Origin of the sequence: Providencia sp. wls1914, assembly GCF_009706645.1 — a bacterium.
GTDB lineage: Bacteria > Pseudomonadota > Gammaproteobacteria > Enterobacterales > Enterobacteriaceae > Providencia > Providencia zhijiangensis.
Genome location: NZ_WLUN01000018.1, coordinates 33827 through 57440 on the forward strand (window position 1 = coordinate 33827; position 23614 = coordinate 57440).

Sequence of the window (23614 nt, forward strand, 5' to 3'; positions counted from 1 at the left end):
CTTAGCGTCCTCCTAGTGTGCCGGGTAAGCGCACTTTGCGCTCAAGCAAGCTCATTAGCAGCATAATAATCAAGTTGATACCGACATATGCGAGCGTGATTGCTGTAAAAGATTCCCAAGCATGGGCGGAGTAATCGAGTAATTTTCCTGCTTGTGCCGCCATATCCACTAACCCGATAGTGGATGCGATAGCAGAGTTTTTTACCAAGTTCAGCATTTCCGAAGTCATCGGTGGTAAAATGACGCGATAAGCATTCGGTAGCAGTACATAGCGATAGGTTTGTGGCAGAGTTAGCCCCATCGCAAGCGCGGCATTACGTTGCCCTCTTGGTAGAGATTGAATGGCAGCACGAACTTGCTCAGTCATTCGCGCAGCCGTAAACAAGCCAAGGCATAGCATGGAAGAGAGGAAAAACTGGTAGTTAGGATCTAACTCCATTTTAAACCAATCTCCGATGGATTGTGGTAGCAGTTCAGGGATCACTAAATACCAAGTGAAGAACTGAACAATCAGCGGAACGTTACGGAATAATTCAACGTAAGCAGTCCCTAAAAAGGCTAAAAAGCGATTAGGTACTGTGCGTAAAATACCGAAAAATGAGCCAACTAGAAAGGCGATGATCCAAGCGCAGATGGATAGCGTGACAGTGACTTCTAGGCCAGATATTAGCCACCCTAAATAGGTGGTATTCCCAAATGGGGCATTCTCAAGGAATATCCCCCAGTTCCAATTAATTGACATAATATGACTTCCTGTGGGCAATTTGATTGTCCCGAATACCGCAATAAGAGAAAGCAAGGCGGGAACGACCGCCTTGCGACTCCTACTTCAGTAACACCCTGTTTGTCTTTTTTATTAGTTTAATGCTTTATCGTTTGGTGATTTGAACAGCGCTTTCATTTCATCAGATAACGTAAACTTCAGATTCAGGTTCTTCGGTGGGATTGGTTGATTAAACCAGCGGTCGAATGATTTTTCCGCTGCGCCAGATTTTTGTGCAGTTGAGATAGTTTCATCGACTAATGCTTTGAATTGTGGGTCATCTTTACGCAGCATACAGCCGTAAGCTTCTTCAGTTTGCGGTTTTGCTACGATTTCCCAGATATCCGGTTGTTTCGCTTTTGCGCGCTCACCAGCTAATAGGGCATCATCCATCATAAAGGCAACCGCACGACCAGATTCTAAAGTACGGAATGAGTCACCGTGGTCTTTAGCACTGATAATGCGCATCTTCATGTTTTTCTCATCATTTAACTTATTCAGGATCACTTCTGATGTTGTTCCTGAAGTGACAACCACGTTTTTGCCAGCTAAATCAGCAAAGTCTTTGATACCGGAGTCTTTTTTCGCCAGCAGTCGAGTACCGACCACGAAAATGGTGTTAGAGAAGGCTGCTTGTTTTTGTCTCTCTAGGTTATTTGTTGTGGAGCCACATTCGAAATCAAATGTGCCGTTTTGCAGTAATGGAATACGGTTCTGCGAGGTGATAGGGATCAATTTCACCTGTAAATCAGGCATATTGAGTTTCTTTTTCACTGCATCAACAATGAGGTTGGAATAGTCTTGTGAGTAGCCAACAACTTTCTGATTATTATCATAGTAAGAGAATGGCACTGATGATTCGCGGTGACCCACGACAATCACACCGTTATCTTTGATTTTTTTCAGAGTACCGTTTAATTCTTCTGCTTGAACTGCGCAGGTTGCACCCAAAAGCATCATTGTTAAAACAAGCTTGCTAATACGCATAATTACAGCTCCTTTAGAACATCGGTGTCAATCCGCCATATTTCGAGGTGTGTGTTTTAACGATACATTGCTCGATTTATTTTGGTTTTGTGGTGTTGTGTTTGCAGATGTTTCGTGAGGTTTTCATCATGACACGATCATCGGCTGTATGTTTTATTATTGTTAAAAAGTAATTAAAAAATATGAGTTTTGAAAACAAATTGTTTTAAATTCGGGAGCTGTCTCGCATATTATTTAGGCAGCTGTGAACTGCGACACCAATAAAGAGACAAACTGCCGAAACTCGACTATCGTGCACCGAAAGTGTGCAAAATAGTTTCGTTTTGCTATTTATTAAGTAAGTAGCAAGTTCTATGCCGCTTTTCGGATAAAATGCAAAAAATAGTGAATTTTATAGATGAGAACTGTTTGTAAAGTTAGATGATGGTGCTTGTGTTGCTTATTTGCCTGTGTAAGATGTAACCTGTTATTAACTTAATTAGCTAATTATTGTGAATTCAGGAAGATAATCTGAGACAGACATGACGAGGTCGATGAAGCTAGGTAAAGGATTAGTGCTGTTTGCCTGTCTGATGGTGTTGATTTGTATGAATCAAAGAGCCGTCGGGGAGCGTCTATTCGCCTCAATGTTGACATCTACTTCGACACAAGCTTCTGCGGTAGCGAATCAAATCCAGCTTTCCTCAGAGCATTATCTTTCTGATATAAATGAACAAAATAGCAAGCCCGTTAAACTTTCAACGTGTGAATTAAGTTCCAAGTCACTCCTTACTCTTGTTCCTGCTGTGATAGAGCCTCTCTTTTTTATATTTCTTTCTTTAGCGGCATTCGCTATCTTTTGCACTAGGCTATTTATATATAGAGCAAACCGTGAAGAGAGCCATTCCCCACCTGGCGTTCGGCGTCATCTACAATTCTGTAATCTTCGGGATTAGAAAGCCGCGGCTTATTGTTCGTCGCTGTTATTTATTCTGGAGGGATCATGCGTTTTTTTATTAATGCGTTAATTGTTTTATTCACTGTATTTTCTAGCAGCTTACAGGCTGCGGATACAGGCTGGTTGCAACCTGCAAACACGGGTTTTATGACCGCAAACACACCGAGCCATGTGCAGGTTCGCTTGCTGAGCTCTGCACAAAAAGAGGGCAAGGTCGATATTTTACTGGATGTAAAACTCGATGATGGCTGGAAGACTTATTGGCGCTCACCGGGAGAAGGGGGCGTTGCTCCAGAAATAAGCTGGTCTTCACCCGTCAAAACCGTGGAGTGGCTATGGCCCACACCGGGGCGTTTTGATGTCGCTGGCGTGTCGACACAAGGTTATATGGGAGACGTGGTTTTCCCTATTACAGTCACCAGCAGTGAGCATCTTGATAAATTATCAGGCACACTGACATTATCTACGTGCAGCAATGTTTGTATTTTAACTGACTATCCTTTTGAATTAGATCTCACTGAACCGGCTCCTGCGGATTTTAGCTGGGCATTTAATCAAGCAAAAGGCAGCGTGCCTGCAGCTAGTGGGCTTGTTGAACAGGCGCAATTTGGCTTTGCTGGCAATAAATTGACGGTAGAGTTACAAAAAGCCGCCGATAATACGTGGATTGACCCACATCTGTTTACCGATGTTGTGGATGGCGCGAGCCTTGGGGTTCCATCCCTAAAATATTCTGGCAACAAATTAACCGCCACCATTGATGTTAGCGATGACTGGGGCGGCGAAGCGCCTAATCTTGTTGGTAAAACGGTTTCATTTGTCGTAGCGGACGGTGAGTTATCTCAGCAAATTCATGGCAATGTCGTGCCTTATACCGGTTCTGCATCTGGGGATGACAGTGGGCACGCGCTGGGTTTATGGCAGATAGTTCTATTTGCGCTACTTGGCGGTCTGATCCTGAACTTAATGCCGTGTGTCTTGCCTGTACTGGCGATGAAACTCGGCTCTGTCTTATTGGTTCCTCAAGGTGAACAAAATACCATTCGTCGGCAATTCTTGCTCTCTTCATCGGGAATTTTGGTCTCATTCTGGCTATTAGCCTTGTTGATGACATTTTTACGATGGGGACAACAGGTTGTTGGTTGGGGTATTCAATTCCAAAGCCCGTGGTTTATCGGTTTTATGGTGCTCATTACGGCGCTGTTTACTGCGAATTTATTTGGGTTGTTTGAAATTAACCTAGGCAGCAAAGCGAATACGCGCCTAGCCACCGCTGGTGGACAGGGTAATAGTGGGCATTTCTGGCAAGGGGTCTTCGCGACACTCTTAGCTACACCTTGTTCTGCACCCTTTTTGGGCACGGCTGTCGCCTTCGCCTTAGCGGCACCAATGTCAGAGTTGTGGCTGATTTTCACGGCGTTAGGTATCGGAATGAGCCTTCCGTGGCTACTGATTGCAGCGTTCCCTGTGATTGCGAAAGCGTTGCCGAAGCCGGGAACGTGGATGCTGAAATTACGCGCGATATTGGGCTTGATGATGTTGGTTTCCTGCTTATGGTTAATCAGCTTATTAATTCCCCATTTTGGTGCAATGACCGCGACCGTTATCGCCGTACTGTTTTTATTAATCTTAGTGTTATTTATTCTTAAGAACCGAGGCGTACGTGCGGCAATTTTCCCATTCCTATTATTCTCGGCATTGGGTGCTGGGTTTGCTTGGATGGCGATAGATCAACAGCAAGGTCACCAAACGCTAGCTTCCGATAAGGTTCAATGGCAAACACTGTCTGAAGACGCAATCACACAAGCGCTGGCAGATAATAAACGTGTGTTTATTGATGTGACCGCAGACTGGTGTGTGACGTGTAAGGCGAATAAATATAACGTCCTACTTAATGACGAAATTCAGCACTTACTGAGTGAGCCGGATGTCGTCGCGCTACGGGGTGATTGGACAAAACCTTCACCGGAAATCTCGGCATTTTTGCAACGTCGAGGACAAGTAGCAGTGCCATTTAACCAGATTTATGGCCCTAATCTGACAGAGGGGAAAATACTGTCAACAATACTTGATCGTGAAACTTTATTATCAATTATGACTGAGGCCAAAGGAGCCGAAAAATGAAAAAGACGATATTAGCTGTTTTATTTTCCTCACTAGTATTAGGGGCCACAGCACATGCAGCGCCACTGACTGCCGACCAAGAAGCACAAGTTCGTAAGTTGGTACGCGATACATTAGTTGAGAATCCAGAGATCCTTGAAGAAGCGATTGTGGCTTTACAAGCGAAGCAAGGCGAAAAACAACAAGCGCAAATGAAACAGGTATTAAAAGATCAGCATGATGCCCTGTTTAATGACCCGACTAGCCCACGTATTGGTTCGAAAGACGCAAAATTAGTCTTGGTAAACTTTACTGACTTTAACTGCCCATACTGCAAACGTTTTGACCCACTGTTAGAAGATATTGTTAAGAAAAACCCGGATGTTGCAGTTGTTATCAAGTACCTGCCATTTAAAGGGGAAACCTCGCTGGAATCTTCGCAACTAGCGATGACTTTATGGCAAGAAAATCCAAAAGCGTTCTTAGCATTGCACCAAAAACTGATGGCGAAACAGGGCATGCTGTCGGATTCGAATATCAAAGAAGCACTACAAGCAACCGGTAATGGTAAGTTAAAAGCGAGTGATAAGAGCCGTGCGGCTATCCGTAAAAACCTTGAGCTGGCTAATATGCTGGGCGTGAATGGTACGCCTGCGACGTTAGTGGGTGATGAAATGATCCCAGGCGCTGTAGATGCACAAGAATTTGAACGCATCGTGAAAGAACAGCTCAGCAAAGCGAAATAATGGCGTGATGGGGAGACTCAAAAAGTGGTCGAAAGAGCTTCTCGTATTAGCGGTGATTTTGGTGATCGCTTTTACGGTGATGGACTTTTGGCGTAAACCGCAAAGCCTTGCCCCCGTGTTATTAGAACCTCTCACCCTTGCAACGGGTGAGGTGGTTTCTATTGCTGAACTCAGCCAAAAACAGCCAGTATTAGTCTATTTCTGGGCAACATGGTGCGGTGTTTGCCGATTCACATCACCAACCGTTTCTGATTTAGCAAAATCAGGGGTTCCGGTGGTGACGATAGCGCTGCGTTCGGGGGAATCTTCTCGACTGTTAGCCGGAATGGAAAAAAAGGAATTAAATTTTCCTGTAGTGAATGATACCAACGGTCAGTTGGCTGCACAGGTTGGCGTGGCAGCAACACCGACCTTTATGATTATCGATAAAGGTGAAATGGTGAGTTTTACTTCTGGCTGGACGAGTTATCTGGGGCTGAAAAGCCGTTTATGGTTCGCTTCGTTTTAATTAAATGCCCTTGGTATCAGCATCAAGGGCATTTTTCTTATCAAACTCTAATCTTAAACTCTCTCATCAAAATTCGAGATTACGAATAAACCGATAGTCAGCCGATTGTGATTTTAAGCGATAAAGATTGGCTGGGCGCCCGCGTTCTTGGCGTTTTTCCCCTGTATCAATCAGTAAATCAGCTTGGTCTAAACGGCGGCGGAAAGATTTATTCTGTATGGCTTTGCCGATTAAAACCTCATGAACATGTTGTAGCTCGGCTAAGGTGAATACTTCCGGTAGCGCAAATCCCGGCACAATGGAATAAAGGGATTTCTGGCGTAAGCGTTCACGGGCTTGTAAATAAAGCTGGTAGTGATCGAAAGCCAGTGTCATGCCTTCAATTTCTTCAATGGAGGCCCATTTAACGGAATGAACACTTTCAATGTGCGCTTCGCAGGCTTGGTGAGCAATAAGTGCGGTATAGCAGACTGTTACGGACCAGCCTCGAGGATCTCGATCTGAATTTCCTACGGTACATAACTGCTCGATATAAGGAGGAACAACCCCCGTTTTCTCTTTTAATTTGCGATATACCGTATCGTCTAACGTAGCATCACAATTTTCATCAACGAACCCACCTGGTAACCCCCATTGACCTTTCTGCGGGTAATTAGCGCGCTCCACGAGCAGCACTTTTAAGGTGTTTTCATGATAAGTGAATAATACGGTATCCACCGTGAGCAAAGGCGTTAAATAATCTCGTCGATCATAATTAGATAAAAACTCTTTTTCTGTCATGTGATTAAGATCCTTTCCCCCGTTTTTAGTCTTGCGTTAAATCATACGCGAAAATTTATTTAGTGTCATTAAGACATTTAATTGTTGACTTATTTGTGTCCATAAGACAATAATTATTTAAGGTCATAAAGACACTAATTGATTTCACAAAGACACTAAGTGGGGTAGACCATGTTAAATTTTAAATATTTCAAATCAGATTCATCGACATTCATTATTCAATCCATTAATGGTGCAGTACGTAAGCAAGGTAAAGGATTAAGTTTTTGGTATAACGCAGATAAAACGTCCATTGCGGCATTACCTTTGAACGCTCAAGAAGCGCCATTTATTTTTAATCTACAGACGGCGGATTTCCAAAGCTTACGTATTCAAGGGCAAATTTCATTTCAAGTGAAATACCCAGAAAAAACAGCGGATGTCTTGAATTTTAACCTTGCTCAAGATGGTAAATCTTATGCGTCAGAAGACCCGTTAAAGCTGAGTGATAGGGTGGTTCGTAGTGCGCAAACTGTCATCCAAGCAAAAACGCAAAGTACCGATTTGCGAGATGCATTACTCATGGGGCAACCATTGGTGATGTTGGTTTCTCAGCAACTGTCTGAGCATCCTGCTCTTGAATCGTTAGGTATAGAAATTTTGGATGTGGCGATCTCTGCTATTACACCATCCCCTGAAACGCTAAAAGCATTGGAGGCTCAAGCTCGGGAATCGATTTTGAAAGAAGCTGATGATGCGATTTATGCGAGACGCAAATTCTCCGTTGAGCAGGAAAGAACCATTAAAGAGGCTGAATTAGAAACGGATTTATCAGTACAAGCCAAACAGCAGCAAATCGAAGAAGCTCGGTTGGATAATGAGCGCACATTGCTGCGTGAACGTGCTGAAATTGAACAAGAAGAGTTGATCGCTCAGGTTAACTTGGAAGCTAAACGCAACGAGCTGGTGGCGCTAAGTGTTGAAAACCAACGTACTCAATCAGAAGCGGATGCTTATGCCATCGAAGCTAAAATGAAAGCGTATAGCCAATTGCCAGTGGAGAATTTGAAGGCGATGGCATTGGCGAAAATGAACCCAGAGCAGTTGATGGCGATGGCGTTTGAATCCTTGGCTCAAAACGCAGGTAAAATTGGTGAAATTAACTTCTCGCCAGATTTATTTGGTCAATTGATGAAAAAAGGAGCCAAACAATGAGCCAGCATGATGATGTTCGCTTTGTGTTGGTGATGCGTAAAACGCGCATGCAGGAGTTAATTGAGCGTTTCAATACCTGGTCGCAAGCAAAATTTTACCTTGAACATAATGATGTTGAAGTGAGTGATTACCTACTTGAACATGATGTGTATCAGCGGCAGTTAATCCAAGCCGAGTCGGTGCTAAAAGGGATAGGGCGCTTTCAATTACTGGAAAGAAAACTGTTACCTAGCTACCAGTTTTCAGCACGAGATATCGTGGTGGTCATAGGGCAAGATGGTTTAGTGGCAAATACCCTTAAATACCTTAATGGACATCCGGTGATTGCCATAAACCCGGAACCGACACGCTGGGATGGTAAATTACTGCCCTTTGAAATTGGGCAGCTATCGGATGTGGTAACGCGTACACTAACTGGAAAAGTGAATCAAAAATCCGTTACTTTTGCGCAAGCTACAACCAACGATGGGCAAACGCTATTAGCCGTTAACGACCTATTTATAGGCCCTAAAAGCCATACATCCGCACGCTATAGAGTGAAATGGCAAGGGCAGCAAGAATTTCAATCGTCATCAGGGATTATTGTCTCGACAGGGTTGGGGTCGACGGGATGGTTTCAATCTATTATTGCTGGGGCTCAGGCGATAGCAGGGACTCACTCTCATCCGTTATCGCAGGGATTTGGTTGGGATGAAAAACGGTTACAGTTCAGCGTAAGGGAACCTTTTCGCAGCCGAATGACAGGAACGGAATTAGTGTTTGGTACCATTGAGCAAACCTCGCCATTACAATTAGAGTCTTTAATGCCTGAAAATGGCGTAATTTTTTCCGATGGTATTGAAGATGATTATTTGAATTTCAACGCAGGTTGTATTGCCTCAATTGGGATAGCAGAAACACAGGGGTTATTAATTGGTTAGATTAAAAAAATCCCCGAATCATCAATCGAGATGTCGGGGATTTTTAATCGGTTTAACGCGTTAATTAATGGCGTTTTTGACGACGATTAAGGGTAAATCCGACAATACCGAATATAGCGACCATACCCCACATCGGCCAGTTACTCCAACGAGCATAAGGGGTTAATCCCGTTGTTGGTGTGACTTTTTCAGCCAGTACCGCATCTTGGAACTGTGGCAGAATACCTTGAATGGAACCATCCGCACTGATGACCGCCGTTACGCCATTGTTGGTGGCACGTAACAGTGGGCGACCGAGTTCTAATGAGCGCATTCTTGCCATTTGGAAATGCTGCCAAGGACCAATCGATTCACCAAACCAAGCATCATTTGAAATTGTCAGTAAGTAGTCACTGTCAGGTTTGAAGTTATCTCTAACTTGAGTACCCAGAATAATTTCATAGCAAATGGTTGCTGTTAGATGAATATTACCAATCGCTAATTGAGGCTGTTGATAATCTCCACGGCTAAAGCCCGACATTGGTAAATTAAAGAATGGCGCAAGCGGACGAAGTAAATCTTCCAATGGGACGAACTCACCGAATGGGACTAAGTGATGTTTGTTATAGCGATTTTTAGTCGGGTAAAGGTAAGGTTTTCTATCTCCGAGTACAATGATGGAGTTATAGAATACCGAATCACCATTGACCGGTTTTGCATCGACAGTTCCGGTAATTAACCGCGTCTTAGTTTCATTCAGTAATGTGTCCAGCGCTTTGAGCCACGGCTGATTTTCCAATTCCACCACGGGAATGGCTGATTCAGGCCAAATAATCATATCGGCTTTGCCAATATAAGGGCTGGAAAGCTTGATATAGCGATCTTTGGTTTGCTGCAAAAAGCCTGCTTCCCATTTCATCGATTGAGGGATATTTCCCTGTACCAATGCCACTTCCATGGTTTTATCATTCAGAGGCGTGAACCACTGGACGTTTTTAGCTAACAGTGGAACCAGCAACAGCGCAGCCGCACAAACCAGAGGGATAAAACGGCGACGAATGACGGTCAGGACGAGTAAGCCGCTGATGCTAAATAGCAGCAGGGTTATCATCTCAACACCAAAAATTGGCGCTAATGATTTCATCGGCCCATCAATCTGGGTATAACCAAACTGCAGCCATGGGAAACCAGTCAGTACCCAACCCCGCAGAAACTCAGTCACTTGCCATAGCGCGGGTGCCATCAACACTAGGCGCCAAACATTGGCATTGGGGGTGAGTTTATTGAGCAGCAGACCAAATAGGCCAGGGTACAGCGACAGATAGGCAGCCAGCAAGATAACGATAAATACGTTAACGGCATCCGGCATCCCGCCAAAATCGGCGATACTGACATACACCCAGTTGACGCCGCTGCCAAATAAGCCAAATCCCCACGCGAACGCGATAGCAAAAGCTTGCTTAGCGGTTCTGTGTAGGGTTAATAGCTGGAGAAAGAAAATAGAAAGGAGAGCGGCGGGCCAGAAGTCAAAAGGCGAAAAAGCCAGTGTACCACTGGCTCCGAATAGTAAAGCCAGCAGCAGGCGTAGCCACTGGCTTTGATAAGTAGAGGATAAGTTCATTAACTCTGTTCTTCATCCAAAGTAGGCACTGGGGCATCGTCAGGAATTTTTACTTGAAGCAGTAAAATTCGACGGCTATCCGCCATGGAAACTTTAAACTGATAGTTATCGATGGTAATGGTTTCACCACGGGATGGTAAGTGACCAAAGGCTTGCATCACTAAGCCCCCAACGGTATCTACCTCATCATCACTAAAATGCGTGCCAAAGGCGTCATTAAAGTCTTCGATTTGAGTCAAGGCGCGAACAGAGTACGAATGACGGCTCAGCTGGCGGATATCCACATCATCTTGGTCGTCATACTCGTCTTCAATCTCACCGACGATCAGCTCTAAAATATCTTCAATAGTCACTAAACCAGAGACACCGCCGAACTCATCAATAACGATGGCCATGTGGTAACGCTGGGAACGGAATTCTTTGAGTAAGCGGTCTACTCGTTTACTTTCAGGAACAACAACGGCCTGACGTAACACTTTATCAATACTGAATGGTTCTGCGTCGGTACGCATAAATGGCAGTAAATCTTTTGCCATCAATAGCCCTTCAATATGATCTTTATCTTCGCTGATAACAGGGAAGCGAGAGTGGGCAGAATCGATGATGACATCGAGGCACTCATCAAGGCTTTGGTTACGTTTTAAGGTAACAATTTGAGAGCGAGGGATCATGATGTCACGTACCCGCTGATCGGCAATATCCATGACGCCTTCCAGCATTTCACGGGTATCCGGGTCAATTAAATCGTTTTGTTCAGAATCACGAATTAATTCGACCAAATCATCACGGTTTTTAGGTTCACCATGGAAAAGTTGGTTTAACAATGCAAAAAAACCTTTCTTAGGCCCAGGGGTGTCACTACTCGAAGAGTTATCGTCGCTCATGGCGTTTAATTTATTATTCCTCAGTTAATTAGAAAAATCGCTAACCCATAGAGTTAGGTATGAATTGTTTAGCTTAAAACATTTTGTTTAGCGAAACAATTTATGGGTTAGCGTTGAAGCATATTCTTTACGTTTACAGACATCGTTTTACGTCTAAAAATGCTTGTTAACGTTAAAAATTATAGAGAGCTCACTCTTTTTCCGCAAGGTACGGATCGGCATAACCCATTTCTGCGAGGATCTCGGTTTCTAATCCTTCCATTTCTTCAGCTTCATCATCTTCAATATGATCATAACCGAGTAAATGCAGGCAACCGTGAACCACCATGTGCGCCCAATGTTCTTCTTCACTTTTTTGCTGCTCGGCGGCTTCTTGCTCCACCACTTGACGGCAAATAATTAAATCCCCTAACAGTGGAAGTTCCACTTCAGGTGGTGCTTCAAATGGAAATGACAGCACGTTAGTCGGCTTATCTTTTCCACGATAAGTCAGATTTAATTCATGGCTTTCGGCTTCGTCAACAATACGAATAGTGACTTCACTTTCAGCTTGAAACTTGGGTAATACCGCATTGACCCAGCGCTGGAACATCGCTTCAGAGGGTAAGCCGTCGGTATTTTCGCTCGCTATTTGTAAATCGAGAATAACATCGCTCATTTAGTGATTTTCCTGCTTTTCAAGCTCACGTTGTTGCTCTTTTTCTTCTTTCAATTGCTGGCGACGTTTGCTGTCTTGCTCTTCCCATGCTTCATAAGCCATGACAACTTTCGCCACGACAGGGTGACGCACCACGTCTTCGCTATGGAAGAAATTAAAGCTTAAATCATCCACGTTCGATAACACTTCGATGGCGTGTCTTAAACCGGATTTGCTTCCTCTTGGCAAGTCGACCTGAGTGATATCCCCAGTGACGACGGCTTTAGAGTTAAAACCAATACGGGTTAAAAACATTTTCATCTGTTCGATGGTGGTATTTTGGCTCTCATCTAAAATGATAAACGCATCGTTCAGTGTGCGACCGCGCATGTAAGCCAGCGGAGCCACTTCAATCACATTACGTTCAATCAATTTTTCAACTTTTTCAAAACCGAGCATTTCAAACAGCGCGTCGTATAGCGGGCGTAAATAAGGATCCACTTTCTGGCTTAAATCACCCGGCAAGAAACCCAATTTTTCGCCGGCTTCAACCGCTGGGCGGGTGAGCAGAATTCTGCGTACTTCTTGGCGTTCTAATGCATCGACGGCTGCTGCAACAGCAAGGTAAGTTTTACCCGTTCCCGCAGGACCAATCCCAAATGTAATATCGTGATCTAAGATATTGGCAATGTACTGCGCTTGATTTGGGGTACGAGGTTTGATCACGCCGCGCTTGGTTTTGATATTCACGGCTTTACCATAGTCAGGTACGCTTTCTGCGGATTGCTCAAGCACTCGGCTATCGACAATGGCAAGGTGAATATTTTCAGGATCAATATCAGGGATCACTCCGCGGATTGGCGCGGTATCAACGTACAGCTGGCGTAAAATCTTACTGGCAGCTTGGATATTAAGTGCTTTACCCGAAAGCTTAAAACGGTTGTCTCGGCGATTAATTTCAATGCCAAGACGACGCTCTAATTGCTTAATATTGTCGTCAAATGGCCCGCAAAGGCTCATTAAACGCTGATTATCTGCGGGCTCTAAAAAAATCTCTTGTGTTGCGATTTGCAAAGGTTTGTTATCGGTCACTGAGTATCCTATCTTTAGGGTTGGAAGTTACCAACGCCAAGTTCATCTTCTTTACGGGTACGTGCAATCACGGATTCTGGGGATTCATGAACACGCAGATCCATTTGATCTTCAGTACGAATTACTTTACCGCGTAAAGAGTTGGTATAAACATCGACGATTTCGACATCAACAAATTTACCGATCATGTCCGGAGTGCCCTCAAAGTTCACTACACGGTTATTTTCGGTACGACCTGAAAGCTCCATCACATTTTTACGTGATGTGCCTTCCACTAAAATACGTTGAACTGTTCCCAGCATGGCACGGCTGAAGCTCATTGCTTGCTGATTAATGCGTTGTTGCAGCAGATACAGACGCTGTTTTTTCTCGTCTTCGCTAACATCATCCGGTAAATCAGCGGCTGGTGTACCCGGACGAGCTGAGTAGACGAAGCTGTAGCTCATATCAAAATTCACGTCAGCAATTAGCTTCATGGTTTTTTCGAAATCATCGGTGGTTTCGCCAGGGAAGCCAACAATAAAGTCGGAGCTGATCAGAATACCTGGGCGCGCTTCACGTAATTTACGGATAATCGCCTTATATTCCAATGCAGTATGCGCACGCTTCATCATTGTGAGTACGCGGTCAGAGCCACTTTGCACTGGTAAGTGTAAGAAACTTACTAGCTCTGGGGTATCGCGATACACTTCGATGATGTCATCGGTAAATTCGATTGGGTGGCTAGTGGTGAAGCGTACGCGGTCAATACCGTCGATAGAGGCCACTAAACGTAATAATTCGGCAAATGAGCAGATTTCACCGTCGAACATCTCGCCACGGTAGGCGTTAACGTTTTGACCCAGTAAATTCACTTCACGCACGCCTTGCGCCGCTAACTGTGCAATTTCAAACAGGATGTCGTCACAAGGGCGGCTAACTTCTTCGCCGCGTGTGTATGGCACAACGCAGAACGTACAGTATTTGTTGCAGCCTTCCATGATAGAAACGAACGCGGTTGGGCCTTCAGCGCGAGGCTCTGGTAGGCGGTCGAATTTTTCAATTTCAGGAAAGCTGATATCAATAATTGGGCTGCGGTTACCTTGAATCTGGTTAATCATTTCCGGTAAACGGTGCAGAGTTTGCGGACCGAAAACGATATCAACGCAAGGTGCGCGTTGGCGAATAAAATCACCTTCTTGGGATGCGACGCAGCCACCGACACCAATGATGATGTCAGGATTTTTGTCTTTGAAGAATTTCCAACGACCAAGCTGGTGGAACACCTTTTCTTGGGCTTTTTCGCGGATCGAACAAGTGTTTAATAACAACAGATCTGCTTCTTCAGCAATTTCAGTCAGTTGATAGCCGTGGGTGCTTTCTAATAAAGAGACCATTTTAGATGAATCGTATTCGTTCATCTGGCAGCCCCAAGTTTTCATATATAACTTTTTATTTGTCGACATGTCGTGTATCCGGTGTTTTCGAGGTCTAAAATAGGGACTTCGAAACGCGTTGTAAATCCAAAGTCCTACCCTATGATGATGGGGAAATTCACCGCATTTTGATTAAGAACAGCGTTCTGTATTGGATTAAATGCAAAAATCACCCAGTAATAACATGCTAAAATAATATCATCACCAAATACTTAAGGGCAGGCTATTTGCCTATTGTTTTAAAGATTGACGAGTATTGTATTCATTTGAGGCATCAGTGACCAGAGCCCGAGCGTAGATATTGCCTGCGGGGGTAAGAATTTTTCGGTATACTAAATAAATCAAACAGTTAATAGTAGCTATCATGATGAATAAACTAACTGAATTTTATGATGTTGTTGTGGTTGGTGCGGGAATGACCGGCGCCGCAGCGGCATTAGGCTTCGCCCAAGAAGGGATGAAAGTGGCTTTACTTGAGAAAGCCCAGCCGGCCGAGTTTGATGTGAGCAGTACGCCAGATGTGCGTATCTCTGCCATCAGCAGTGCTTCTATTGAATTGCTGAAGCAATTAGGGGCATGGAAACATGTAGAAGCGATGCGCAGTGCGCCTTATCGCGAATTAGAAACCTGGGAAGAGCCGGGCAGCAATGTGATTTTTGATGCCAAAAGTTTAGGCTTACCAGAGCTTGGCTTTATGGTGGAAAACCGCGTTTTACAGTTGGCATTGTGGCGCGAATGCGAACAGTACAGCAATCTAGAATTAGTTTGCCCAGCGACATTGGTGAATTTACATCAACCCCATGGGCAAAAACACTGGATGGTTGAGTTGGAAGATGGGCGTATTCTGGAAACCAAACTGGTGGTTGGCGCGGATGGCGCTAATTCTCAAGTGCGTAAAATGGCAGGTATTGGTAGCCGAGGCTGGCAATATCGTCAATCTTGCATGTTGATCACTATCCAAACGGATACGCCGCAACAAGACCGTACATGGCAGCAATTTTTCCCGTCAGGCCCAAGGGCATTTTTACCATTGTATGATAATTGGGCGTCCCTCGTTTGGTATGACAGTCCTGCCAAAATTCGCCGTTTGCAAAGTCTATCTATGGAGCAACTCACAGGCGCTATCTCGGAAGCGTTTCCTGAACGGCTTGGTGCAGTAAAAGCCATCGCATCGGGTGCATTTCCGTTAACTCGTCATCATGCAAGCCGCTATGTGATGGATGGATTAGTGCTGATTGGTGATGCGGCGCATACTATCAATCCGTTAGCGGGTCAGGGTGTAAACCTCGGTTATCGCGATGTGGATGTGTTATTGAAGGTCATTTACCAAGCGCGTGAGTATGTTGAGGCATGGGAGTCTTTGGATGTGCTTAAGCGCTATCAGCGACGCCGTTTACCCGACAATCTAGTAATGCAGGCGGGGATGGATATTTTCTATATGGCTTTCAGCGAGAATTTACCGGGCTTGAAAATGCTGAGAAACTTTGGCTTGATGACCGCGCAACGTGCGGGCGAGGCGAAAAAATTAGCGTTAAAATATGCGCTGGGGCTGTAATCTAACCCATTGATGGTATTGAACCTATTTATTGTTATTTGTTACCCAGATAAGTTTCTGGGTAACTTCTTCATAATTACTCTTCTGTATTTACATCTTGCTCTTGCATATTTAATAGCGGGATCCCATATTTTTCTCCCCACTCTTGCAGTGCATTAATCACCGCACTTAAAGATTCACCCGCAGGGGTCATTGAGTACTCAACTTTGGGTGGCACTTCGGGATAGACATGGCGAGTAATTAGCCCGTCACTTTCGAGTTCTCGTAATTGCTTGGTCAGCATGCGCGGTGTAATGAAAACTAATTTCCTTTTTATTTCATTAAATCGCAGCGTTTTTCCCTGTAAATGATACAGGATCACGCCTTTCCCTTTTCCTCCCATTAGCTCTAATGAGGCTTCTACAGGGCATCCATCGTAGGTGTAGTTTGTGTAGCGTCTTTTTTTGATAGTATCCATTTGTATAGTATGTGCCATTAATGTGCGTACTTGTCTGTTTGTACTTTTAACATTAGGATGTTCAAAATTCAATACAGTTTATTTAACTTAGAGGATCCAATGAACTTAATTAATGTTTTAAATACCCGTTATGCAACGAAAAGCTTTGACCCGAATAAAACGATTTCTGATGAAACTCTGACTGAGATAAAAGCGTTGCTCCAATTAAGCCCTTCGAGTGTCAACGTGCAACCTTGGCATTTCTTGATGGTAAGTAGCCCTGAAGCAAAACAAAAAATCATCAATGCGACGGCAGGCGGGTACTCATTCAATGAGGAAAAAATTCGCAATGCATCTCATGTAATTGTGATGTGTGGAAAAACAGAGTTGCCTGAGGATTATTTACTGCATCTTTTAGATCTCGAAGATGAAGAAGGGCGATATCTGAAAAGCGAATTTAAAGAGCAGAATCATATGGCTCGTTCATTTTTTGTGAATTTACATAAGAATGAATTGAAGGATTTGCCGCATTGGATAGAAAAACAAGTTTACTTGAATATGGGAGCTTTATTATTAGGTGCGGCGGTTTTAGGGGTTGATGCCCTGCCGATGGAAGGTCTCGATTTTTCAATTCTTAATGATGAGTTTGGTTTGAATGAGAAAGGGCTAAATGCGGTGACCGTAGTTGCGTTGGGCTATAAAACCGAAGACGATTTTAATTCTGCATTACCAAAAGTGCGTCGTCCATTGAATGAAGTCGTGACTGAGCTTTAATTTATTGGATAAAAAATAAGCCGCAATTGCGGCTTATTTTCATTATAGGGGTAATAAATTATTTATTATTTGCGATATCGACAGAAGTCGTTGGTTGTACTGCATCTTCTTCCGTGATGATTGAATCTAAAGATTCACCTTTGGATGAGAATGCATGAGCCAGTTTTTCGGTATCCAACTCTTTTTCCCAACGCGCAACCACGATACATGCACAAGCGTTACCGACTAAGTTGGTCAGCGCACGGCACTCAGACATAAAGCGGTCGATACCCAGAATCAGTGCCATACCTGCAACTGGAATGCTTGGCACCACCATCAGCGTTGCCGCTAAGGTAATGAAGCCTGCACCAGTTACCCCCGCCGCACCTTTAGAGCTGATCATCGCAACTAACAGCAGGGAAATTTGCTCCCAAAGTGTTAATTCAATATTGGTCGCTTGAGCAATAAACAGTGCTGCCATCGTCATATAGATATTGGTGCCGTCGAGGTTAAATGAATAACCGGTTGGGATAACCAAACCTACAACGGATTTTTCACAACCCGCATGCTCCATTTTTCTCATTAAGCTTGGTAATGCAGCTTCAGAAGAAGAGGTACCCAGCACTAACCATAATTCATCTTTGATGTATTTGATCAGTTCAATAATCGAGAAGCCGTTATATTTTGCCACTGCGCCCAGCACCACCAAAATGAACAGCAGCGAGGTGATGTAGAACGTCATGATCAGCATCATTAAGTTGCCAATAGACGAAATACCGTATTTACCAATGGTAAATGCCATCGCACCAAATGCGCCGATAGGTGCCAGTTTCATCAACATAGCAACCATTTTGAATACTGGTTCAGAGAAGTTTTGCAGCAGTTTAACGATAGGCTCACCGTGTTTACCGGTTGCCGCCAATGCTAAACCAAAGATCACCGAAATAAACAGAACCTGCAGAATATTTCCGTTCACCAATGGGCTAATCACGGTGTCAGGAATGATATTCATGAAGAAGCCAACGATGGAAGACTCGTGCGCTTTTTCGACATAACCAGCAACTTTCGCATTATCTAAGGTTGCAGGGTCGATATTCAGTCCAGAACCAGGCTGGATGACGTTAGCGACGATTAAACCAATAATCAGGGCGATAGTTGAGAATGTGATGAAGTACAGCATTGCTTTACCAGCAACGCTACCGACGGCTCTCATGTTGGTCATGCCTGAAATACCAGTCACAACCGTTAAGAAAATGACGGGAGCAATAATCATTTTCACGATTTTAATAAACGCATCACCCAACGGTTTTAATGACTCTCCGATGTCTGGGAAAAAATGCCCAAGGGCAATACCGAGAGTGATGGCGACAATGACCTGCACATATAAAATTTTATATAGTGGTTGTTTTATTATGTTTCGCATAAGTTTTCTCTGTAAAAATATTGTGTTAGAGCAATTATAATTATTGGTTTTTTTACAACTGAGTTGAGATGGATTGGAAAGTTGGACTGATAATTTAAGACGAAAGGGGGCTTACGTATTACTAATCTAATCTAACTACAATTCGTCGCAAGATTACCACTTTATTTGGTTACATGAAAATGACTGACATCACACTTCCGATACAAAGGTTGCGTAAAGGTAAATGGGATGTGTTAAATGTTTTTTAAAAGGTTAAAAGAAAATTTAAAGGCAGGATGATAGTTTTAAAAAGCATTAAATAAATAACGCATTAAGTTTATTTACTTAATTTTTTAAATTGTTTTGAGAGTGTTTTTTGATGAAGAATACAAAAGAGGATGGCTGGGGTACCAGGATTCGAACCTGGGGATGCCAGGATCAAAACCTGGTGCCTTACCGCTTGGCGATACCCCAACAACAAGAAAGAAATGGTAGCTACGACGGGATTCGAACCTGTGACCCCAACATTATGAGTGTTGTGCTCTAACCAACTGAGCTACATAGCCATTGTATTTTCTTTACTGTGTGATTTTACTACTTGGTAGGATAATAGATGGCTGGGGTACCAGGATTCGAACCTGGGGATGCCAGGATCAAAACCTGGTGCCTTACCGCTTGGCGATACCCCATCCGAGAATATCTATTATTTATTTTCACTAAGAAAATTAATTGTTTTTAAGATGGCTGGGGTACCAGGATTCGAACCTGGGAATGCCAGGATCAAAACCTGGTGCCTTACCGCTTGGCGATACCCCAATCTTAAATTCAATTTTAACCGAGAAGGAAAATGGTGCGGGAGACAAGACTTGAACTTGCACACCTTGCGGCGCCAGAACCTAAATCTGGTGCGTCTACCAATTTCGCCACTCCCGCAAAGAAATGGTGGCTATGACGGGATTCGAACCTGTGACCCCAACATTATGAGTGTTGTGCTCTAACCAGCTGAGCTACATAGCCATCTTTTTTTGCTTAACCTTCATCGGCGTTGCGGGGCGCATTATGCTAATTACAGGCAAGACAGTCAACAGCTTTTTGCACTATTTTTTAGAAAATGCGTCTGTTTGTTTGATGAATAATCATTTTGTCGATAAAGCCAGCAAAAAACAACCCCGAATTTGAAAAAATGTGATTTGTTATTATTAAGATGGTTAAAAATCACACTGGGATTTATTGCGCTATTTTGCTGTTTACCGATAAGAAAGAGCGCAAAGTTAACTTTCTAATAATCTTTGGAGCAATTCGCCGTTTAACATGGCGCGTTTTGTCAGTGCAAATGCACCAATTGCTGAATTATGAACCAGTTGCGAGGTGACAATCGGTAAGTTTTCACGGAAACCTTTTAACGCTTGGGTATCAATGCAGCTTTGAATGGCAGGTAATAGAACCTGCTCAGCTTCAGTAATGTCTCCGGCGATCACCACTTTTTCAGGATTAAACAAGTTAATGGTAATGGCGATAGCTTTACCAATTTGGCGTCCGACGTGTTGGATAACCTCGGTTGCCAGTGGATCGCCTTTGTTTGCGGCTTGGCAAATATGGGTAATTGAACTGGTTTCAGGGGTTAATTGGCTCGTATAGCCCTGTTCTAAACGCTGCTTCACGCGAGCTTCAATGGCTTGGTTGGAGGCGATGGTTTCTAAACAACCAAAATTACCGCAATGGCAAAGCTCACCTAGTGGGTCAACTTGGATATGCCCAATCTCCCCAAGATTACCTCGATGATTAAGAAGGATCTCTTTATTAACGACTAAACCCGCTCCAGCGCCTCTGTGGATGCGTACAAGAAGCGAGTCCTCACAATCTTGGGTGGCTCCGAAATAGCTCTCAGCGAGGGCGAGGCTGCGAATATCGTGCCCAACATAACAGGTGAGATTGAAATGCTGCTGTAGGTTATCAATCAACTGCCAATTATCCACTTTAATATGTGGCATATAGTGGACAATGCCAGAGTGCGGATTGACCAGCCCTGGCAATATCACCGAAATAGCAATCAATTCACGGATACGTCGCTGGTGCAGCGAGATAAAATCTTCAAGTGCTGCAATCAGTTTATGTTCAACGATTTGCTGAGTAGGTTCTGTAATAGGGTAGTGGCCGTCTGCCAGCATTTTACCGCTAAGGTCATACAGGGCGATTGTGGCATCGTAACGGCCCAAGCGCACACCGATGGTATGGAAATGTTTGTATTCGGAGACGATGGATATAGCGCGACGGCCTCCGGTGGAGGCCTGCTGGTCTACTTCTTTAATTAAACCGCGTTCGAGTAACTGACGAGTGATTTTTGTGACACTCGCTGGTGCAAGTTGGCTCTGTTCCGCTATCTGAATTCTCGATATCGGTCCTTGTTGATCAATCAGGCTGTAAACGACAGCACTGTTGAGTTGTTTTACGAGATCAATATTACCAATTTGCTTTAGCGAGTGGCTTTGATTCATCAGCTAGTTACTCATTTTTATAGACTTCCTCTCCGTTTACATAAGTTGAAAGGACTTGGAAGTCTTGGTTAAAGGCAGTCAAGTTAGCCGTTTTGCCGGCTTCGATGGAACCTAATGTTGCCTCTACCCCAATGGCTCTTGCTGGGTAAAGGGTGGCCATTCTTAATGTTTCATCAAGAGGAATGCCAACATGTTCAACACTGTTTTTCACCGCATTAATCATGGTCAGGGAAGAGCCGCTCAGTGTGCCATTTTCATCGACACATAATCCATTGCGATAGTATATGGTTTTACCTGCGAAGATAAAATGATCCATTTCACCTGTTTGGGGATCAATTCCCGCTGGTGCTGTCGCATCGGTGACTAAAACCAGTTTATCCCCTTTGAGCTGTTTACTATTACGGATATTGGCCCATTGAACATGTAGACCGTCCGCGATAATGCCAGCATAGACTTCAGGAGTATCGTAAATTGCGCCAACCAGACCAGGGCCGCGACCAGAAATATATGGCATTGCGTTGAATAGGTGGGTCGATGCACGAATACCCGAGCGGAAGCCTTGGCGCGCTTCTTCATAGGTTGCATTGGAGTGACCCGCTGAGACCACAATACCCGCTTCGGTGAGCTGGTGGATAAAGCGTTGCTCAACAATTTCAGGTGCAAGCGTGATCATGCTAATCGCATCAGCATGTGCTGCTAAGTAATCCATCATCTCGACCGATGGCTTACGGATAAATTCTGGGTTATGAGTCCCTTTTTTAATCAAATTAATGTAAGGGCCTTCAATATGTAAACCAAGCGCTTGGTTTTTATTGTGTTTCAGATATTCAGTCATGACATCGACGCCATGCTTCATCAGTTCATCTGAACAGGTAATGAGAGTTGGCAGAAAGCTAGTACAACCCGCACGCTCATTGGCTTTTTGCATGATTTCGAGGTTTTTCAATGTGACGTTTTCTTCGTTGTCATTGAATTGCACGCCGCCACAGCCATTCACTTGGAGATCAATAAAGCCAGCCGATAGAATGGCACCTTTTAAATCTCTACGTTCGATATCGTGAGCGAGTTCGGATTCTGGGCACACCGCTTTGATGATTTCGCCATCAATAATGACTGCGTGGTTATCCAGTCTTTCGTGACCTGTAAAAATAATGCAATTAGTTAATGCGTACATAGCGTAAAACTCCTGACCGCGAGTAAAATGGGTCACCGACCCGCATCAGTATGGCGGGTCGGGTGTTCGATACTCTATCTATTTTAGGCGCTTTTAGAGACGCTAAAATAGGGCTGAGTATAAATTAATCAAACTGCTCGATATTCGAACATTCTAATTGTTTGAAATATTTGAGCGTTTTGACTTTCAATTCTAATGTTGCTGGCTCATCACAGACAATCAATGCTTTAGGATGTAGTTGCACACAGCTGATTGTCCATAAGTGGTTAACAGAACCTTCTACCGCCGCGTGAACAGCATCGGCTTTGTTTGCACCTGTCGCTAATACCATCAGTTCTTTTGCATCTAATAAAGTCGCAACACCCACGGTTAATGCGTACTTAGGAACTTGATTGATATCGTTATCAAAGAAACGGGAGTTAGCTTGGCGAGTTTCTGGTGTTAGCGTTTTGATACGTGTTCTCGAACTTAAAGAAGAACCTGGCTCATTAAACGCGATATGACCATCATTACCTACGCCACCCATAAATAGATTGATTTGGCCGTAGGATTTGATTTTGTCTTCATAACGTTGACATTCCGCGTCGACATCAGGGGCATTACCATTGAGTAAATTGATGTTTTCAGCTTGGATATCAATGTGATTGAAAAAGTTTTGGTGCATAAACGTGTGGTAACTTTGTGGATGATCTTTTGGAATACCAATGTATTCATCCATATTGAATGTCACGACATGTTTAAAGCTGACTTTACCTGCTTTATATAAGGCAATTAATTCTTTGTAGGTGGCAAGCGGCGTTCCGCCGGTCGGTAAGCCTAGAACGAAAGGGCGTTCAGCTGTCGGATTAAATGCGTTGATTTTATCAGCGATGTACTGTGCGGACCATACGCCAACATCATGAGCATTATTTAATGGGATAAGCCTCATGTACTTTTACCTCTAGTGTTTCTTTAAATTTATACTTGTAGGACCCCAAATCTCAATTGTGTTGATCATTTTCAACATTTTCTTATGACTGAGGTACTTGGAGTATATACAGCAAATCATATAAAAAACTTATTTTTAATCATAAAATAAGTTTTCGAGAATAGCTACTAATTTAGTCAATATTAGGTTTCTTTCGTTGACATTTATCACAGTTTCCAGCTATTTATTTTGTATCGCGAAAAAATTCATCTATTCTATGAATTGCTATAATTAAGCGACTTCGGATATATTTCCGATGCGTGAAA

17 protein-coding genes, 6 tRNA genes and 4 pseudogenes are annotated in these 23614 nt (G+C 43.6%); 8 read left to right on the forward strand and 19 right to left on the reverse strand.

All coding sequences use genetic code 11. The features are described 5' to 3' along the window. Position 1 precedes the first annotated feature (1 nt). Together GKR74_RS17440 and GKR74_RS17445 are read right to left on the reverse strand one after the other, a co-directional pair. Positions 2-742 (reverse strand): amino acid ABC transporter permease, encoded by a 741-nt coding sequence (locus tag GKR74_RS17440; protein WP_006662330.1) that lies wholly within the window; start codon positions 740-742, stop codon positions 2-4. Positions 743-856: 114 nt separating this feature from the next. Then, on the reverse strand, positions 857-1750 hold the full coding sequence (locus GKR74_RS17445) for an amino acid ABC transporter substrate-binding protein (protein ID WP_154604617.1): 894 nt from the start codon (positions 1748-1750) through the stop codon (positions 857-859). 521 nt (positions 1751-2271) lie between these two features. Between GKR74_RS17445 and GKR74_RS18330 the strand changes: the two genes are divergently transcribed. The 4 genes and pseudogenes from GKR74_RS18330 (at position 2272) to GKR74_RS17460 (ending at position 6044) form a co-directional block, all read left to right on the forward strand. Continuing rightward, positions 2272-2685 carry a metal resistance protein gene (locus GKR74_RS18330; protein ID WP_420720238.1) on the forward strand — a complete coding sequence of 138 codons (414 nt, stop codon included), beginning with the start codon at positions 2272-2274 and terminating at the stop codon, positions 2683-2685. Between the two features lie 47 nt (positions 2686-2732). After that, positions 2733-4826: pseudogene (locus GKR74_RS17450) on the forward strand (protein-disulfide reductase DsbD family protein). Beyond that, positions 4808-5536: a DsbA family protein gene (locus tag GKR74_RS17455; protein WP_154604619.1), complete on the forward strand. Its 729-nt coding sequence runs from the start codon at positions 4808-4810 to the stop codon at positions 5534-5536. Before GKR74_RS17450 ends, GKR74_RS17455 begins: the two are co-directional and overlap by 19 nt. Before the next feature lie 7 nt (positions 5537-5543). Further along, a complete protein-coding gene (locus GKR74_RS17460) occupies positions 5544-6044 on the forward strand; it encodes a protein disulfide oxidoreductase (protein ID WP_154604620.1) in 501 nt (166 codons plus the stop codon). Positions 6045-6113: 69 nt separating this feature from the next. Here the strand turns inward: GKR74_RS17460 and GKR74_RS17465 are convergent. Beyond that, a pseudogene (locus GKR74_RS17465) lies at positions 6114-6824 on the reverse strand (NrtR DNA-binding winged helix domain-containing protein); the annotation flags it as partial. A gap of 171 nt (positions 6825-6995) precedes the next feature. Here GKR74_RS17465 and GKR74_RS17470 point away from each other — a divergent pair. Beyond that, a pseudogene (locus tag GKR74_RS17470) lies at positions 6996-8012 on the forward strand (SPFH domain-containing protein); the annotation flags it as partial. Between the two features lie 2 nt (positions 8013-8014). Further along, positions 8015-8938, forward strand: a complete 924-nt coding sequence (locus tag GKR74_RS17475; protein ID WP_154604623.1) for a sugar kinase — start codon at positions 8015-8017, stop codon at positions 8936-8938. Positions 8939-9002: 64 nt separating this feature from the next. On the opposite strand, the gene lnt is transcribed toward GKR74_RS17475, so the two are convergent. From lnt to miaB, 5 genes and pseudogenes are all read right to left on the reverse strand, one after another. Beyond that, a complete protein-coding gene (lnt, locus tag GKR74_RS17480) occupies positions 9003-10538 on the reverse strand; it encodes an apolipoprotein N-acyltransferase (protein ID WP_154604624.1) in 1536 nt (511 codons plus the stop codon). Continuing rightward, positions 10538-11422, reverse strand: a complete 885-nt coding sequence (gene corC, locus GKR74_RS17485) for a CNNM family magnesium/cobalt transport protein CorC (protein ID WP_036947644.1) — start codon at positions 11420-11422, stop codon at positions 10538-10540. Before corC ends, lnt begins: the two co-directional genes overlap by 1 nt. A 172-nt stretch (positions 11423-11594) precedes the next feature. Beyond that, positions 11595-12080: pseudogene (gene ybeY, locus GKR74_RS17490) on the reverse strand (rRNA maturation RNase YbeY). Next, positions 12081-13079, reverse strand: coding sequence for a PhoH family protein (locus GKR74_RS17495; RefSeq protein ID WP_225577265.1), 999 nt, complete (start codon positions 13077-13079; stop codon positions 12081-12083). Between the two features lie 86 nt (positions 13080-13165). Then, the gene (gene miaB / locus GKR74_RS17500; protein ID WP_154604625.1) at positions 13166-14596 is read right to left on the reverse strand and encodes a tRNA (N6-isopentenyl adenosine(37)-C2)-methylthiotransferase MiaB; all 1431 of its coding nucleotides are present in this window, start codon (positions 14594-14596) and stop codon (positions 13166-13168) included. Positions 14597-14933: 337 nt separating this feature from the next. Between miaB and ubiF the strand changes: the two genes are divergently transcribed. Next, the gene (gene ubiF, locus GKR74_RS17505; RefSeq protein ID WP_154604666.1) at positions 14934-16121 is read left to right on the forward strand and encodes a 3-demethoxyubiquinol 3-hydroxylase; all 1188 of its coding nucleotides are present in this window, start codon (positions 14934-14936) and stop codon (positions 16119-16121) included. A gap of 76 nt (positions 16122-16197) precedes the next feature. Here the strand turns inward: ubiF and GKR74_RS17510 are convergent, their stop codons facing one another. After that, a complete protein-coding gene (locus GKR74_RS17510; RefSeq protein WP_181478115.1) occupies positions 16198-16578 on the reverse strand; it encodes a winged helix-turn-helix transcriptional regulator in 381 nt (126 codons plus the stop codon). A gap of 99 nt (positions 16579-16677) precedes the next feature. Here GKR74_RS17510 and nfsB point away from each other — a divergent pair, with 99 nt between their 5' ends. Beyond that, positions 16678-17331: an oxygen-insensitive NAD(P)H nitroreductase gene (gene nfsB, locus GKR74_RS17515; RefSeq protein ID WP_154604627.1), complete on the forward strand. Its 654-nt coding sequence runs from the start codon at positions 16678-16680 to the stop codon at positions 17329-17331. 58 nt (positions 17332-17389) lie between these two features. On the opposite strand, the gene GKR74_RS17520 is transcribed toward nfsB, so the two are convergent. The 10 genes from GKR74_RS17520 to nagB form a co-directional block, all read right to left on the reverse strand. Continuing rightward, on the reverse strand, positions 17390-18733 hold the full coding sequence (locus GKR74_RS17520) for a dicarboxylate/amino acid:cation symporter (RefSeq protein ID WP_154604628.1): 1344 nt from the start codon (positions 18731-18733) through the stop codon (positions 17390-17392). A 378-nt stretch (positions 18734-19111) separates the two neighbouring features. Continuing rightward, positions 19112-19186, reverse strand: a tRNA-Gln gene (locus tag GKR74_RS17525). 15 nt (positions 19187-19201) lie between these two features. Then, a tRNA-Met gene (locus tag GKR74_RS17530) sits at positions 19202-19278 on the reverse strand. A 48-nt stretch (positions 19279-19326) separates the two neighbouring features. Continuing rightward, positions 19327-19401: transfer RNA gene (locus GKR74_RS17535), tRNA-Gln, on the reverse strand. Between the two features lie 52 nt (positions 19402-19453). Continuing rightward, positions 19454-19528, reverse strand: a tRNA-Gln gene (locus GKR74_RS17540). Positions 19529-19560: 32 nt separating this feature from the next. Next, positions 19561-19645 (reverse strand) — tRNA-Leu (locus GKR74_RS17545). Positions 19646-19652: 7 nt separating this feature from the next. Beyond that, positions 19653-19729: transfer RNA gene (locus tag GKR74_RS17550), tRNA-Met, on the reverse strand. 254 nt (positions 19730-19983) lie between these two features. Then, on the reverse strand, positions 19984-21207 hold the full coding sequence (gene nagC, locus GKR74_RS17555; RefSeq protein ID WP_154604629.1) for a DNA-binding transcriptional regulator NagC: 1224 nt from the start codon (positions 21205-21207) through the stop codon (positions 19984-19986). A gap of 7 nt (positions 21208-21214) precedes the next feature. Further along, positions 21215-22381 (reverse strand): N-acetylglucosamine-6-phosphate deacetylase, encoded by a 1167-nt coding sequence (gene nagA / locus GKR74_RS17560; protein WP_154604630.1) that lies wholly within the window; start codon positions 22379-22381, stop codon positions 21215-21217. A gap of 124 nt (positions 22382-22505) precedes the next feature. After that, the gene (gene nagB, locus GKR74_RS17565) at positions 22506-23309 is read right to left on the reverse strand and encodes a glucosamine-6-phosphate deaminase (protein ID WP_108479370.1); all 804 of its coding nucleotides are present in this window, start codon (positions 23307-23309) and stop codon (positions 22506-22508) included. Positions 23310-23614: the final 305 nt, after the last annotated feature.